The organism is Algoriphagus pacificus (genome assembly GCF_017254845.1).
GTDB lineage: Bacteria > Bacteroidota > Bacteroidia > Cytophagales > Cyclobacteriaceae > Algoriphagus > Algoriphagus pacificus.
Genome location: NZ_JAFKCU010000003.1, coordinates 706,909 through 721,619 on the forward strand (window position 1 = coordinate 706,909; position 14,711 = coordinate 721,619).

Consider the following 14,711-nt stretch of genomic DNA (forward strand, 5'->3'; position numbering starts at 1 on the left):
GTAGGCAATTAAAATAAGCCAAAACAACTACAAATAAGTACAATTAAAACCCTCTAAACACCTCGTTTAGAGGGTTTTATGTTTTTGGGTATTTAGGGTTGTTTCCATATGTTTGGGCTGTATTTGTACCTTTTTTGTACCTCAAAAGACGAGGTACAAAAATTTTCAAAGCATGGGGAGATTATGAAACATCAGGACACAAACTGAAACAAGCTGAAACAGACTGAAACAAGTAGAAACCTGGAGAAACATTGACCCTTCCCTAGCCTAAACCTCTTTTAAACGCCATAGAAATCAATCATGAGTTCCAATATCAGAATTCAACGCGTGTGTGAAAATTGCTCCAAAACCTTTGTTGCTAGAACAACAGTGACCCGCTTTTGCGGAGATGATTGCGCCAAAAAAGCCTACAAAAAACGGAAGCGAACCACCCAGGTAATCCAAAGCCATCAGGAAACCGCTCAAAAGCTAAATCAGGACTGGCACCGTGCCCAACAGAAAGAATACCTCACTGTACAGGAAACTTGTGTACTAATCGGAATCAGTAGGTCTACTTTATGGAGAATTACCCGGCTGTGTCGAATTGAGCCCAAAATGATCGGTTCCCGATTGATCTATTCCAAAAAAGAAATTGAACGATTTATGAACGAATATTGAAATGAGCCAGATACACGTTACCCTTCGAAGCAAACCTTTACGCAATAACAAATTAAGCCTTTACCTTGATTTTTATCCACCTGTTTATGACCCGGTCAGAAAGATCAAAACTAGAAGAGAATTCCTTCAGCTTCATATATATGAATCTCCTACCACTTCCCATGAATTTGAAATCAACCAAATTACTCTGTTGAAGGCAGATAAAATCCGGTTGGAAAGGGAGTTGCAGTTTTTGAGGAACGAGTTTGGAATATTGGACAAATCGACCCAGAAAATGGATTTCCTGGAATATTTCAGGTCAAGAATCCATGAACATTCCGATTCAGATAGTAATGTAGGCAACTGGAAGTCCGCACTTGAGCATTTAAAGATTTACAGTTTTGGCAAATGTCAGTTTAAAGATGTCACAGAAGAATTCTGTAAAGGTTTTCAGGAATTCTTGAAAACCGCCAGATCAATTCGGAATGATAAAAAACTGTCTGTCAATACCCAGTTAAGCTATTATGCAAAACTCAAAGCCTGTCTCAAAGATGCCGTCAGAGATAAACTTCTGGCCGAAGATCCATCTTTCAGAATAAAGGGAATCAAATCTTCAGATAGCTCCAGGGAGTACCTTCTGTTATCCGAACTCAAGGCAGCCTTCAATACCCCCTTTCCAGAAAATGAGCATTTGAAAAAAGCGGCTCTTTTTTCCGCTCTTACGGGTTTGAGGTGGTCAGACATTGAAAAATTGATCTGGGCAGAAATAGCGGAGGACCCCGAAACAAATTCAATTACAATCCGGTACAGACAAAAGAAAACCAAAGGCTTTGAGTATCTGCCGATTTCTCGTGAAAGCAGAAATCTTCTGGGTGAAAGAAGGGATCCTCTGGATAAAGTCTTCCCGCGCCTAAGGTATTCCGACAAGGTCTCCTCGGATTTAAAGCTTTGGCTTCAACGGGCAGGAATCTATAAACACATCACATTTCATTGCTTCAGACATACTTATGCTACGCTTCAACTTTCTCTGGGAACAGATATCTACACAGTTTCGAAAACCTTGGGCCACAAGTTCCTGAAGACTACAGAAATCTATGCCAAGGTCGTGGATTCCAAAAAAGTAGATGCTGCCAATAGAATTTCACTCTTATGAAAATCAAACTCGATATGCTTTCCTTTTTCGCACAGGAAAATGAAGCAATGAATGCTCAATTTCCAAAGCAGTGGATTTTCGTGAGTCCCTTAACCATTCAATTAGATCATTCTTAAAAAAATACAGGTATTTACCCCGCTTAAAATGGGGAATCAGACCTTTTGAAGTCATGTAATAAATGGAGTTCTTCTTCAGGTTCAAAAAATCTGCTGCTTGACCTACGGTCAAAGGGTCTTCCTTATCTGGTACAGAGGCTTTGGATTCCAATGCATTGGTAACCCGGTCAAACTTCTTTTCCAGGTTATCGAGTCTGTTCATAATTGATTCAAAAGGGTTGTCCATTAGATTTTGATTAAGGTTCACTAGGTAAGCTATCAAACAGAACTATAAAAAACACACCAGTTAATCTGAGTTCAGGTACTATTCCTAAGAAAGTAATGCGCTAATCCATTCTTATTAACACATTAAAAATCAATTATATAAAAGGCCTTTAATAGAAAAACCAAAAAAAGTATAACCCCAAATGATCTAAAAGCACCAAATGAACAATCAAATCGAAATTTATTAAAGTCCAAACGGCCAGACCCAAATTGAAGTTAAATTTGAGCAGGAAACTGTCTGGCTAAATCAAAAGCAAATGGCTGAACTTTTTGAAATAGATTCAGATACCATTAGTCTTCACCTAAAAAATATTTACAAAGATGAAGAATTGGATGAAAGTTCAACTACCGAGAATTCCTTAGTAGTTCAGCAGAAAGGGGGCATTTTTTATGTTTCTGGATTTTGGGTGATCTTTTTTCTTTTTGATGTGAAATTAGAAGACGAACCTATTTATGGTAGGATCAAAAATAGAAAATGTTCCTATTAAATTTCTGATGAATTGAAGGTTTTTACTTGATTTGGAATTGAATTCTTTTGAATATTCTTGAATCTTAAATCTATCTCGTATTTTTCGTACGGTACGAGGGGTACGAGCCGTACGAGGTGTACGAATTTGAAGTTTTCTCTTTTTTGTAACTGATTACTCATTTGAATCTCGGAAGCTACCTTTAGTTTCATATTTTTCAAAATTGCCTATTAACAGTCATGGTAAATGGCATGAGAGATGAATCAAACATTTCCTACCTTTTGATTTAGGAAAAAAGACTTTAAAAATGATATTGCTTTTCAAATATCCCGTACCATTTTTTCTACTGTGGGTATTGCCTTTTAATAAAACTTTAGTGAGTTTGAATTAGGTTATACATATGTTGTTTAGCTTTTTCAAACCCGGTTAACTATGTTTCTATTTTTTTGAACAACATGAGTTTCCATTATCCTGTTGAATTGGAGGACAAGGAATTGAACCATAGCTGCAATACACACAACAGTCACCTGATTTAGGTTTTAAAACCGAATGGCATTTTTCACATTCATAAAAATACTGACAGGCATCGGTAGGCATAGTTTCTACCTTATGATACCCACATATTGGACAAGTGATTGTTGATTCAATTATTACGTCACTCATTTGGTTTTATTTACTGATTCTACTTTATATCCTGTTTTATCTACAGCAGCCTTAACCGCCTCAATGTTTGTCTTTGATTCATCAAATGTCACTACTGCATTTGCATTATCGTAAGAAACTTCTAACCTAGAAATACCGGGGAGTTGCCCGATTTCATGCTTTACATGTTCCTCACAACCAGTACAGGTCATTCCAGCAATATTGATTTCATATGTCGACTCAATATTAGTGTTAGCGGTAATTGAAAGCTGGGTTTCGGGAAAAAAAGCATCAGCATAATACGGAAAGGCAAGCATGACCGCTGCAAACACTGTTACTAAAGCTAAAAACTTCTTAGAATGCCATAAAGATAGCTTTGTATCATCCTCACAGGCACAAGCGATTTCTTCAGCTGATTTTGGCTTTAAATTCTGAAACCAAGCAAATCCCAAAACAAGAATAGTAAAACCTATTAACCAAGGACGAAAAGGCTCTAACCAAGAAAATGTAGCAGCTATACCAGAAGAACCGGCAAGTAAAGCAAGAACAGGAGTAATGCAACAAAGAGAAGCACCAACAGCTGTTAATAAACTTGTCAATGCCAGTGAGTTTGATTTTCTAACTATCATGAGAATAGCAAATTTTCAGAATGTAAAAACTTAAAAATTGGACTTAAGACTGGATTCTTTGACTCAAAAATCGAATAGAAAATCGTTTGACCAACTTTATTGGTTTCAACCAAACCAGCATCTTTTAATTTCCTTAAATGCTGTGAAATGGCCGGAACTGCCATGGCCAAAATGTCACTCAAGTCGCAGGGACACATTTTGGATTCCTTTTTCAATAGATAAAGAATTCTTAAACGCACTTTATTCCCAGCAAGGCTGAGTACTTGTGCTAATCGGCATAACGATTCCATTACCTTTTCAATATCTTGCTTACAATGTTTAATATGTTCAAACTTTAATACAAATTTTGGTCACATCAAGATGTATTTAAGTAATGACTATAACAGTTCCTAAGTAATGGAAAATAAATTAAAGTGTGAGCAAATAATGATATAAACACTAAAAAACAATCAACCATCCTTCCATTTTCACCAATATGGATGGGATAGAATTGACCGGCCATTTGTAAGCTTAAGGGATCCTTGGGAAAATTTGACAGTGTAAAGACGCAACCAAATGGGCGCAACCCCATTTCCTTGGTATTTCTTAGTCCTGCTTAAATTTCCAGATACTTCATCAATCTTATTTTATAATTCCCATTTCTATCCACAGGAAAAAAATGGATGGAATGAAATAAGTCTCATCATAATGAGCAAAGTATTCATTATTTGAGGGATAAGACGGTAAACTTTGATCTAGGTAAATCTGATTCCTTTTTTATGCAGCTCAAAAACCTCTATGACTTAATCGTAAGAAGAATTGCACGTAAAATATGCACCTGAGAAAGCCATAATACCTAATGGAAAGAAGAAGGAAAATCCCAGGACTTTATCCAAATCATAATTAAAAAATCTTTTAGGCGAATCCTATTTCAGCTTAAATCCACTTGAAACCTTCTTTCCATAGTTAACCCACCAAATGTTCAATCCAGACATTAATTTAAATCAAGAATCTTGAATTAAACTGGTTTTATAGATTTATTGCAAATATGCCCTCAGCAAATAGCCTAAAATGATTTAAGCTACTTTATACAAATCAATTTTTCTTCTCAGCCTCACCCTAATTTTTTTCGTTTTGTAGTACCATGAAACATGAAGTATCTTAAGTCTCTGGCTGATAATGTCCAAAAGAAAAATGAATCTAATACGAAGTTAGATTGAGCTGCTTTATTCCTAAAGCTGCTGATTATCAATAGCCTTTAGAGCTTACTATCGAATCAAAACTTTGGACAATAAATAGTTTTCGGAAATGAACCCAAGTAAACCAAAAAATCTATAACAATATTCTTTTGATACCAGTAAAGAATTGAGCCGTTCTGCCGTCATTATTTGGGTTACGTTTTCCTTCTGAAAAAAACTCAAAATAATCTAAAGTAAATTTTGAAATCTCCAAAAAAACCAGAGCAATTTCATCTAATTTACTTGTCTTAATTCTACCAATAAACGACAATTGAAGTTTTAACTTTTATAAAGGGAGCCAATTCCCCAGAAGTTTTTGATTGATTGAAACAAAAAAATGAAACAGGCCGGAAAATCCGGCCTGTTTACAAAAGAATAAATTTTATAAACTTAATTTCTATTTTTCATAATTACTGATCCATCCAAATTATTCATAATTTTAGAATAAATAAGAGTGTTTCCATCAATTCCACCAGGACCGATTTCGATTGTTCCATCTAAATTTCCATCAATAGCCAAGGAGAGGTCTACCTCAGAAAAAAGTTTTTCCAAATCAAAATCCAATACTATTTCACTTTTGTTTTCAACTTCTATACCATTGTCAGAATCGGAGGTTGACTGAATTGTTTTTTCAGTATCTGACCAGATAATTGTCATGGCACCGTTGACTTCGCCCTGAAGCCAAAAGGATTTATTGTATCTTTCATCTGAATTTGAAATGCTAGTATTTTTTTTCAGTTTAAATTCGGCCTGAGAATAAATTCCTTCCGGGGTTTCACCCTCTGCCATTAAAACAAATTTCTCATCCCCATTTTCAATGAGTTCAATAGATTTGGATTGAGAACCAGAAGTATATAAACTAGAATTTAGGTTGGTTTTTAAATTGATATTTCCCAAACTGATTCCAGTTTTCAAATCAGCTTTGGTCGCATAATAGAATTGTAGGTCCGTAGTGGATACTGTAAATTCTGAAGTTGAAAAACCATTTGAGGCCATCCTTGAATTTGTTCCCTTTGTTGATTCCTGACTAGAAGTGGCATAGACTTCCATTTTGGAATTACCGACGCCCGGCATTGAATCTTCCTTTTCGGAACAAGAGCTCAATAAAGAGCCAGTTGAGAATATTAGTAGGGCAATTAGTACTTTTTTATTTAACATAAATTTTAGATTTTGGTTGAAATGCCAATTCCAAAGGAAATGCCATTAAATCGCAGCTTTTCCTCTGGATTAAATTAAAAGACTCCCTAGAAGGCAAAATCCCATCTCATACTCGAATGAAACAAAGCATAGATTCCTTTTTGCAATTAGGAGCAATTCAACTTAAAAGTCCTCTAATTCTGTTTTTCAGGACTTCTACTTCATTTTTTTTTGAAAACAATCCTTGTAGCAACTTTATACATTTTAGAGGACCAAAAATCTTCTTAATTTCAAATCTCACTGAAGGATAACTTTGAAACCTTATTTTTCACTAAAAATATCTTCTTAATTAACCGTGTAACCAGACTTCACTTTGTTGAATTTTGAAACAAACTGAAATTAGCATCTAACTTTATTCTACTTTGGAAATAACAATCAATTTTTCTAAAAATTTACTTTAAGAATTAGGATCTCATTTGAAAGCTAAGATAAAATCCTCTTCCTTCAGATGGCAATGTCCCAGAGCTAGGATTGACTGTAGCACGACGGGTAAAATAGGCGGTGTTTTCCAATTTGTTTATTGATCCTTCCAGCTTAATTCTTTAAGGCGGTTTTTGGTGCAAGAGTTGCAAGTGATTCAATTGACTTATGCGCTTTTCCCATAGCAAAATGTTCCAATGAATGCCCAAGACGAAATAGAAACAGCAACAATGCATCTTCTGCCCATTCTCCCAGGATCGCAGCACCTATGGCTGCGACCAACATGAGAAAATCAATTTCAAAACCTCCCTTTAAGATGGTTTCTATCGCCTCTTTGGCGATATAGAAGCCCCCAAAAAAATAGGCCACTCTATAGATGGAAATACTTACCCATTGAGGCACATCTTCTAAAAAACTCAGGCCAAACCCAATTCCCAAAAGAGCTCCACAGCAAATGGAGAAAATCAATTCACTATTCTTTCCGAATATCCCTGAGTGTTCCACATTTTCCTTTTCAATAGGTTTTCTATTTTCATAAGTTTCACCTTTGAAGTTTTATCACAAAATGATTAATGATCTCCGCCTTCATCTTCACTATTCTTAGCCTTAGAAAGTAAGGCAAATGCTCCCTTTGTCACCAGTTTAATATCATGATAGACAAGACTGGAATCCAAAAGGGTTACCTGAGTAAATCCATCTTCCTTATTACCAATTTCAACTTCTATCATTTCATAGTCGTAGGCGGGCTCTCCATTCTCGTCCCGTTGCCCCAAGTAAGAAAAAATGAAATGCTTCTCCCCAAATCTTACCACCGCATCATCTGGTGCTACCAAGACTTCTTCACTTGCAGTTTCTATTTTTGCTGTCACATACATTCCAGGAAGCAAATCGGTGTTTTTACTATCAAAATGCCCATGAACAGTCACCGACCTATCTTTTCGAACTCCCTTACCCACCAAAAACACATGGGCTTCTCTCCATTCATCATTCGTATTGGCAAGATTGAATTTGATGCGCTGATCTTTCTTGATTTTTGGGATATCATTTTCATAGACAGAAAGCTCCACATGGAGATCATCTGAATTCGTTAAATCCATGATTACATCCTGCGGGTTCACATATTTGCCAATATTGGTATATACATCCAGTACCGCTCCAGTCACAGGAGAGTAAATATTCACGACAGATTTGATTTCCCCGGACTCCACTTTTTCCGGATCAAAGCCAATCATGGTCAACTTGGCTTTGGAGGTTCTGATTCTAGCTTCATTGGCCAGAAAATTACTTTTGGATTCTTCAAATGTCTTTCCTGATGCCACTTGCTCACCGTACAGTTTCTCCTGGCGTTCATATTCAGACTTCAGATAAGTACTGTTTGCCAGGCTTTCCAAATAATCCTGTTGAAACTGAATGAATTCAGGATTTTCTATTGTCACGAGTAGTTGGCCTTTTTTCACTTCATCCCCAGGAAGGAGTGTAGTATTTTTCACAAATCCCCCATAAGGCATTGTGATGGAAATATTATTTTGAGGCGGAACGTCAATCACCCCGTTGACCATCAGTTCGCTTCCAATTTCCCTAAATTCCAGCCTACCTAGCTCGATCCCGGTGACATCAAATTGTGCCTGACTCAGTTCTACCCTGGATTCATTTTCCTCATGATCCCCTATAATTTCAATGGTGTCAACCTTAGATCCACAGGAAGTGGCTATTCCAAAAACAAGTAATGTGAATAGACTATTTATAATATATTTTTTCATCTGTTTATAGTTTGATTTGCTATGGTTATATGAATCTCGCATTACTTAATTATCCTAGAATCTGACTTATTAATGCTTGATTTCATATTATTTCCGTTTGATCGGTTTTAGTTGATACCCGATAAGAATTCGATTTGAATAAGTGTTTGATTGGATTTGTCCAGTAAATCCAGATAGTTGAAATAAACGCTCAAGCTTCTATTGAGTCCTTGTGTGTATTCCACATAACCAATTTCACCGCTTTGGAAACCTCTCTGGGATTGTTTTAGGATAAGCTCTGCTTGAGGAAGAGCACTTTCTTTATAAAAATCCAAACTGGTCTGGAATTTTTGGTACTCGAGAAGTAAAGAGTTGAATCGGTTTTCAAGCTCATTGGTGAATGCTGTTTCGTGTTCCTCTGCTTCAGCAATCCGAATTGATTTCGATTTAATAATCGCTGATTGTGACTTCAAATTGAAAATAGGAATGGCCAAACCCAACTGAAATCCATCAAAACGGTCTTTTGAGCTGTAAACTACAGGATCTCCAGACATCGTTTGACCTGGCCCATTGAAGGACTGATTAAAATAACCGAGTTTGATGTCCGGCATTAACCGAGATTTTTCAACTGACTTTTCCTTTTCTGCAATAGCAATTTGCTGTTGAACCCAGGCTAATGCAGGGTTGTCGGCGATACTATTCTGGTCCAAAGAAAGCTGAGGTGAAATTTCCTTCAATTTTCCCATTTCAGGCTCAATCGTAACTTCTGCATTGAGAAGCATTGTCAACCGTTTGGTATTGATCTCCACATCGGCATTGTTCTGTGCTATCATAGCCTGGATCTCAGCCACCTGAGTCTCTGCGGTTGCCTTTTCCAAAAGATTGGTTTCACCAGACTCAAACCTTAATGAAGCTGCAGATGCAAATCGGTCATAGATACTGTCTTGCCTGGCAAGTAATTTCCCTTTTTCCCTTGCAGACCACAATGCATACCAAGTGGATTTCACGGATCTGATCAATTCATTTTTACTCATCTCCACTGCCAACTCACCAGAAACTATTTTAGATTGAGCCAAACTATTTTGTCGGCTATAGGTGGTCGGAAACTCAAAAGTCTGGGAAACCGAAAACCGGCTGTCATTGGTGAAAGCACTGTTTGTCTGGCCATATTCCATGTCCACAGTTGTTTTACCCATATTCCAGCTTGCCCCTTTTAATGCCTGCTGCTGTTCCAATCTAAGTCCTTCAGCTTTGACATTTGGATTGTTTTCCAAAGCCAGTGCTATTGCCTGATCCAGGGATGTAACATGCATTGGAGTTTGTGCATAGGAAGATAAATTTCCCAAAGCCAAGAATCCAATCACCAATAAACCAACAGAGCCTTTGGGTCTTCTCAAACCTCTTTCGAAATAATAGTAAAATATAGGTAAGACGACCAAAGTCAGGATGGTTGCCGTAATCAGTCCCCCGATCACCACGGTAGCCAGAGGTTTTTGAACTTCCGCTCCACTTGAAGATGAAAGAGCCATTGGCAAAAAGCCCAAAGATGCCACGGAAGCAGTCATAATTACTGGTCTTAACCGGGTTCTAGTTCCCGAATAGATCCTTTCAAATATGTCGGTGACCCCTTCCTTTTTCAGGTGGTTAAATTCAGCAATCAGAACTATACCATTAAGTACTGCTACGCCAAACAGAGCAATAAACCCAATTCCTGCAGATATACTAAAAGGCATTCCCCGTAAGGTCAAAGCGAAAATCCCTCCGATGGCGGAAAGAGGGATAGCCGTAAAGATCAAAATACTCTGTTTGATAGAACCGAATGTGAAGAACAGCAAGATAAAAATCAATAATAAAGCCAGTGGAACTGCGATTCCCAGTCGGGCTTTTGCCTCAACCAAATTTTCGAATTGGCCTCCGAATGTTACATAATAACCCGTTTCAAATGTTACAGTATTTTCAATTTTTGACTCTATTTCATTAACTATGCTTTCTACATCCCTATTTCTCACATTGAATGCAACTACAATTCTCCGCTGGGTATCATCCCGCTGAATTTGGTAGGGTCCTTCTTTTACTGAAACTTCAGCTACTTGGTATAGCGGGATCTGCTCTCCGTTAGCCCGGGCGATAAAAAGATTCTGAACATCCTCAATATCATTTCTTTTTGTCTGGTCGAGTCTTATTATCAGATCAAACCGCTTTTCCCCCTCATATACCTTCCCCGCTGAAGAGCCTGCAAAGGCTGCTTGAATAGACCGGTTCACTTCTTTTATATTAAGTCCATATTTTGCCAGTTGATCCCTTTTGAAGTCAATGACTATTTGTGGCACTCCCGTCACTTCCTCTATATAAATATCTTCCGCTCCTTCTACTCCTCGTGCTATCTGTCCTATCTGGCTGGCATATTCAGATAGTTTCTCTAAATCTTCTCCATAAATTTTGACAGCCACATCCTGCCTCACCCCTGTCATTAATTCATTAAATCTCATTTGTATTGGCTGTTGGAACCCAAAACTCACTCCGGGAATTGCTGATAATGCATTTGACATTTTATTTGCCAAATCTTCTCGGTTGTTAGCTGAAGTCCAATTATTCTTATTTTTAAGTACAATCATTAAATCAGCCCCTTCAATTGGCATTGGATCGGTTGGAATTTCACCTGCACCAATTTTAGATACAACTTCCACTACCTCTGGAAACTGGTCCAATAGGATCTTCTCTGCCTGGGTAGTAGCATTCATGGTATTCTGAAGGGAAGACCCTGTGACCACACGCGTTTCCACAGCAAAATCCCCCTCTTCCAGAGTAGGAATAAATTCTCCACCCATACGGGAAAAAACCCAACCTGAAACAATCAATAAAATCAAGGCTATACTAATTACTATTCCCCTATGATGCATAGCCCATCGAATGGAAGGGTCGTAGGAGCGATTGAAAAATCCCATGATTTTATCAGAAATATTTGACTTGTCACTGATCTTCTTGCTTAGAAAAAGTGTAGAGATCATGGGCACGTAAGTAAGCGAGAGTATAAAAGCACCAAGAATAGCAAAAGCCACGGTCTGTGCCATTGGTCTGAACATTTTTCCCTCGGTTCCAACCAATGCTAAAATTGGTAGATATACGATAAGAATTATTATCTCACCAAAAGCAGCTGAATTTCGAATTTTACTTGCAGAAAGAAACACCTCTTCATCCATCTCATCCTGTGTCAGCTTTCTTTTCCTTTTTACCAAACCTAGATGATGCATGGTTGCCTCAACTATAATGACGGCTCCATCTACAATCAACCCAAAATCAATAGCCCCTAAACTCATCAGGTTTCCAGACACCCCAAATAAATTCATTAATGAGAAAGCAAATAGCAGGGCAAGTGGAATTACCGAAGCCACTATCAGCCCTGCTCTCAAATTGCCGAGCAAAAGCAGCAAAACAAAAATGACAATCAAGGCGCCCTCAATCAGATTTTTACTAACTGTGCCAATAGCATTGTCCACAAGTTTGGATCGATCCAAAAAGGGCTCCAATGTCACTCCTTCTGGTAGGGTTTTCTTGATTTCTTTAATTTTTGATTTGACATTATCAATAACTTCTGCCGAATTTTCCCCTTTCAGCATCATTACAATCGCACTGACTACTTCACCTTCACCATTCCTGGTGGTAGCCCCATAGCGCACTGCATTTCCAAGCTGTACTTTTGCGACATCTTTAATAAGAACTGGAATCCCATTTTCATTGACCCGTACAGGGATATTATTGATATCCTCAAAAGAACCTACCAAGCCTTCACTTCGAATAAATAAAGCAGTTAGATCCTTCTCAATATAGGCTCCACCGGTATTTTCATTATTATCTTGAAGCGCATTGAAAATATCAGCAATTGAAACATTCAAAGATTTGAGCCGATCAGGCGCTATGGCGATTTCATATTGTTTGAGATAACCTCCAAAGCTACTCACTTCAGCTACCCCTGGCGTACCAAGTAGCTGCCTTCTAACTATCCAATCCTGTATAGTTCTAAGTTCACGAGCATCATATTTGTCTTCATAGCCAGGTTCAACACCTACTACATATTGATAAATTTCCCCTAACCCAGTGGTAATCGGAGCCATCCCCGGAGCTCCTATCCCCGGAGGTATTTGTTCTTTGACTTCGGACATGCGTTCATTTACCTGTTGTCTGGCCCAATAGACATCCACATTCTCCTTAAACACAATGGTAACAACTGACAACCCGAAACGCGAAAAGCTTCTGATCTCTTCGATGTCAGGAATAGTGGCCATCGTGATTTCGATGGGAAATGTGATTAAACGCTCTACTTCTTCAGCTGCCAACGAAGGGGAAGTAGTAATTACTTGTACTTGATTATTGGTTATATCAGGAACTGCATCAATGGGAAGTTGGGTAAGTGAATACCCTCCCACAATGACTAATCCTATGGTAAGTAGCCCGATTATCAGTTTATTCTTAACTGAGAACCGGATAATATTATCCAACATAAGGAATTAATTTTTATGTAATAAAATGGAATAGAGCAGTATTGCTCAAAGAAAAAAGCACTCAAAGCAATGCTAAACAGAAATATCGAGTATCCTGATTAGGGTAAATTGCTAAGAAAAGAACCGATGGATTTAGATTCGAGGAGGCTGGAAAAGTTCATCTAAAACTGGTGAAGTGAAATGGAAATTATAATAGCTTTCAAGCTCTCCTAAAAATGAAAATGATTGAGGTAAGATAAAATCATTTATTGTGGAAAAATAAATTGGTGCATGAGAACAAGTATGACTACCATGAAAAGGTAATTTCTCATGACCCTTTTCGTTGTGATGATTTTCTCCAGAACCGTGGTCTATATAATCTTCTATAAAAAATTCAATAATCGTATCACCATCTAGAGCTTTGTGCTCCTCAAAATGAGAAATTAAAAAGGGAACTTTTTCAATCTGACAGCATAAATCTAAATTCATCGACAACATCCCCAAAAGGAGTAGCACAATAAATGAATTATTTCCAAGCCGTTTCATATTTACAAAGCTATAAAATAAAGTTGTGCAAGGCTATTGCAGGAAAGACTTACTATTACTTACAAAATCAATTTGAGGTTAGATTTACAATAATTGGAGAAAATTAAATTCTAAACTTTTTATTAGTGAAATATCCATTCTCTATTTTTTGACTTATGAATTTTCCAACCAGAAACCAGCAAAACTAAAGGGATAAATCCTGATATAAACACTAAAAAACGACCAACTATCCCTCCGATTTCACCAATATGAATGGGATAGAATTGACCGGCCATTTGTAAGCTTAAGGGATCATTAGGAAAATCTGATAGTGTAAGGACGCTTCCATTTTGATGCAACTCCATTTCCTTGGTTTTTCTTAGTCCTGTTTGAATTTCCCGACGCTCTATCAATCTTATTTTATATTTCCCATTTCCATCTACAGGAAAATATATGGCTCGAATGAAGTAAGTTTCATCATAATGAGCTAAGTATTCACCAATTGAATGATAAGACGTTAGGCTATGATCTACGTAATTTTGATTCACTTTTTTAGGCAAATCAAAAACCTGCATGACTTCTTTGTAAGAAGAATTGAAGGTAAAATATGCACCTGAGAAAGCCATAAAACCTAATGGAAGGATGAAGAAAATTCCCAGGACTTTATGCAAATCATAATTAAAAAGTCTTTTTGGCGAATTACATTTCAGCTTAAATCCATTTGACACCTTCTTTCCATAGATATCCCACCAAATTTTCAATCCAGACATTAAAAGGAGGAACACAAAAATCAAGGCGCTGGTACCGATGATATATTTACCATAATCGGCTATTCCCAAGGTCCTGTGGTAAATCAACAATTTTTCGAAAAATTTAATTGAATTCGATTTTTCACCGAGATATGTACCCGAATAAGGATGAAAATACTCCGTTTTTCCATCTTTATAATCGATTGAAATAGTTTGCTGCTCTCTATAAGGCAAATGGATTTGACTGATTTCCCCTCCCCTTTCTTCAATCAGGGACTTCACCGTATTCAACAGCCAACTCTTATCAAATTCCTCCTTTTGCTGGATTTCCAATAAATCAGAATTTAAAAATGCGGAAATTTCGGGCTGCCATACATACATGGAACCTGTTAAACCCGAGAATGATGCAATCAATCCGCAAGTTATTCCTAACCAGTGATGGAGTTTTCTATTGAATTTCTGGAAGCGTGTCAATCTGA

The 14,711-nt window shown here is 37.4% G+C and carries 13 protein-coding genes; 3 read left to right on the forward strand and 10 right to left on the reverse strand.

Going from position 1 to position 14,711, the window contains the following annotated elements; all coding sequences use genetic code 11:
- Positions 1–300 precede the first annotated feature (300 nt).
- Both J0A69_RS15570 and J0A69_RS15575 read left to right on the forward strand, forming a co-directional pair.
- Positions 301–657, forward strand: coding sequence for a helix-turn-helix domain-containing protein (locus tag J0A69_RS15570; RefSeq protein WP_206587522.1), 357 nt, complete (start codon positions 301–303; stop codon positions 655–657).
- Between the two features lies 1 nt (position 658).
- Entirely contained in the window at positions 659–1,789 is a 1,131-nt protein-coding gene (locus tag J0A69_RS15575) for a tyrosine-type recombinase/integrase (protein WP_206587523.1), read from the forward strand.
- A 3-nt stretch (positions 1,790–1,792) separates the two neighbouring features.
- Here J0A69_RS15575 and J0A69_RS15580 read toward each other — a convergent pair whose 3' ends face one another.
- Entirely contained in the window at positions 1,793–2,131 is a 339-nt protein-coding gene (locus J0A69_RS15580; RefSeq protein WP_206587524.1) for a helix-turn-helix domain-containing protein, read from the reverse strand.
- Positions 2,132–2,426: 295 nt separating this feature from the next.
- Between J0A69_RS15580 and J0A69_RS15585 the strand changes: the two genes are divergently transcribed.
- Entirely contained in the window at positions 2,427–2,657 is a 231-nt protein-coding gene (locus J0A69_RS15585) for a hypothetical protein (protein ID WP_206587525.1), read from the forward strand.
- Between the two features lie 417 nt (positions 2,658–3,074).
- Here the strand turns inward: J0A69_RS15585 and J0A69_RS22585 are convergent, their stop codons facing one another.
- From J0A69_RS22585 to J0A69_RS15625, 9 genes are all read right to left on the reverse strand, one after another.
- The gene (locus J0A69_RS22585) at positions 3,075–3,299 is read right to left on the reverse strand and encodes a GDCCVxC domain-containing (seleno)protein (protein ID WP_236032905.1); all 225 of its coding nucleotides are present in this window, start codon (positions 3,297–3,299) and stop codon (positions 3,075–3,077) included.
- On the reverse strand, positions 3,296–3,907 hold the full coding sequence (gene merTP, locus J0A69_RS15590) for a mercuric transport protein MerTP (RefSeq protein ID WP_206587526.1): 612 nt from the start codon (positions 3,905–3,907) through the stop codon (positions 3,296–3,298). Before merTP ends, J0A69_RS22585 begins: the two co-directional genes overlap by 4 nt.
- Positions 3,904–4,197, reverse strand: coding sequence for an ArsR/SmtB family transcription factor (locus J0A69_RS15595; protein WP_206587527.1), 294 nt, complete (start codon positions 4,195–4,197; stop codon positions 3,904–3,906). Before J0A69_RS15595 ends, merTP begins: the two co-directional genes overlap by 4 nt.
- A 1,317-nt stretch (positions 4,198–5,514) precedes the next feature.
- A complete protein-coding gene (locus tag J0A69_RS15600; RefSeq protein WP_206587528.1) occupies positions 5,515–6,282 on the reverse strand; it encodes a hypothetical protein in 768 nt (255 codons plus the stop codon).
- A gap of 573 nt (positions 6,283–6,855) precedes the next feature.
- Entirely contained in the window at positions 6,856–7,245 is a 390-nt protein-coding gene (locus J0A69_RS15605) for a hypothetical protein (protein ID WP_236032907.1), read from the reverse strand.
- A gap of 65 nt (positions 7,246–7,310) precedes the next feature.
- Positions 7,311–8,501, reverse strand: coding sequence for an efflux RND transporter periplasmic adaptor subunit (locus J0A69_RS15610; protein WP_206587529.1), 1,191 nt, complete (start codon positions 8,499–8,501; stop codon positions 7,311–7,313).
- 107 nt (positions 8,502–8,608) lie between these two features.
- Positions 8,609–12,979 (reverse strand): CusA/CzcA family heavy metal efflux RND transporter, encoded by a 4,371-nt coding sequence (locus tag J0A69_RS15615; protein WP_206587531.1) that lies wholly within the window; start codon positions 12,977–12,979, stop codon positions 8,609–8,611.
- 132 nt (positions 12,980–13,111) lie between these two features.
- The gene (locus J0A69_RS15620) at positions 13,112–13,504 is read right to left on the reverse strand and encodes a hypothetical protein (protein ID WP_206587532.1); all 393 of its coding nucleotides are present in this window, start codon (positions 13,502–13,504) and stop codon (positions 13,112–13,114) included.
- A gap of 122 nt (positions 13,505–13,626) precedes the next feature.
- Positions 13,627–14,706: a PepSY-associated TM helix domain-containing protein gene (locus J0A69_RS15625; RefSeq protein ID WP_262897722.1), complete on the reverse strand. Its 1,080-nt coding sequence runs from the start codon at positions 14,704–14,706 to the stop codon at positions 13,627–13,629.
- Between the last annotated feature and the right edge of the window lie 5 nt (positions 14,707–14,711).

Excerpts from the sequence above, each read along its gene's own strand:
- J0A69_RS15615 (WP_206587531.1), bottom strand. The coding sequence starts at position 12,979 with ATGTTGGATAATATTATCCGGTTCTCAGTTAAGAATAAACTGATAATC.
- J0A69_RS15585 (WP_206587525.1), top strand. The coding sequence starts at position 2,427 with ATGGCTGAACTTTTTGAAATAGATTCAGATACCATTAGTCTTCACCTA.
- J0A69_RS15595 (WP_206587527.1), bottom strand. The coding sequence starts at position 4,197 with ATGGAATCGTTATGCCGATTAGCACAAGTACTCAGCCTTGCTGGGAAT.
- J0A69_RS15610 (WP_206587529.1), bottom strand. The coding sequence starts at position 8,501 with ATGAAAAAATATATTATAAATAGTCTATTCACATTACTTGTTTTTGGA.
- J0A69_RS15620 (WP_206587532.1), bottom strand. The coding sequence starts at position 13,504 with ATGAAACGGCTTGGAAATAATTCATTTATTGTGCTACTCCTTTTGGGG.
- merTP (WP_206587526.1), bottom strand. The coding sequence starts at position 3,907 with ATGATAGTTAGAAAATCAAACTCACTGGCATTGACAAGTTTATTAACA.
- J0A69_RS15570 (WP_206587522.1), top strand. The coding sequence starts at position 301 with ATGAGTTCCAATATCAGAATTCAACGCGTGTGTGAAAATTGCTCCAAA.
- J0A69_RS22585 (WP_236032905.1), bottom strand. The coding sequence starts at position 3,299 with ATGAGTGACGTAATAATTGAATCAACAATCACTTGTCCAATATGTGGG.
- J0A69_RS15580 (WP_206587524.1), bottom strand. The coding sequence starts at position 2,131 with ATGGACAACCCTTTTGAATCAATTATGAACAGACTCGATAACCTGGAA.
- J0A69_RS15600 (WP_206587528.1), bottom strand. The coding sequence starts at position 6,282 with ATGTTAAATAAAAAAGTACTAATTGCCCTACTAATATTCTCAACTGGC.
- J0A69_RS15575 (WP_206587523.1), top strand. The coding sequence starts at position 659 with ATGAGCCAGATACACGTTACCCTTCGAAGCAAACCTTTACGCAATAAC.